The organism is Spirosoma migulaei, from assembly GCF_054776855.1.
The window spans coordinates 1-655 of the sequence record NZ_BAAHBG010000060.1 but is presented as its reverse complement, the minus strand read 5'-3'; the positions used below and the strand labels follow the sequence as shown (position 1 = coordinate 655).

General features: G+C 52.1%; 1 protein-coding gene. It reads left to right on the top strand.

From position 1 onward, the window contains the following. Positions 1 to 603: Rossmann-fold NAD(P)-binding domain-containing protein (locus ACYVGO_RS38765; RefSeq protein ID WP_460974164.1), on the top strand; the 603-nt coding region annotated here is incomplete at its 5' end. Positions 604 to 655 lie beyond the last annotated feature (52 nt).

Here is a 655-nt window from a genome sequence, read left to right as displayed (position 1 = left end):
GCCCATATTCCGTATGTAGTGAATCTGAGCAGTGTGGGCTCGGTTTTAGCGGGTCGTCCGCCTTTATTGGGCTATCAAAGTTTAGAAACCTGGCTGAGCGCATTGACAGACGTTCATATCCTGCATCTGAGACCAGCCGGCTTCTATTCCAATTTCTATGGAAGTATACCCATGATCCACCAGCAGGGCATCATCGGCAACAATTTTGATGGGGATGTGAGTCTAGTCATGTCTCACCCGGACGATATCGCGGAGGCCGCAGCCGAGGCCTTCAATACGCTCTCCTTCCGGGGAAGCACCGCCGTCAACATCATCAGCGACCACAAGTCGGGCCATGAGCTGGCGGCCATTCTGGGCGCATCCATTGGTCGCCCGGATTTAACGTGGGTCACGTTCACCGATCAACAACTTTTGAGTGCGCTGGTCCAGAACGGAATTAAAGCGGATGTTGCTCAGCACTACATGGTCGATATGGGTAGAGCTATTGGCCAAGGGTTACTGGATGACTACTATCAAACCAGCACTGAAAAGGTGTTTGGGCGACGGTCTTTTGCTGGGTTTGCCCAGGAATTTGCCCAGATCTACCAAGCCCGTGTTGGCTGATCTGGCCTGTGAAAAGCAATGATCGAGTAACTCGGGTAGTAAGCCTTATTCA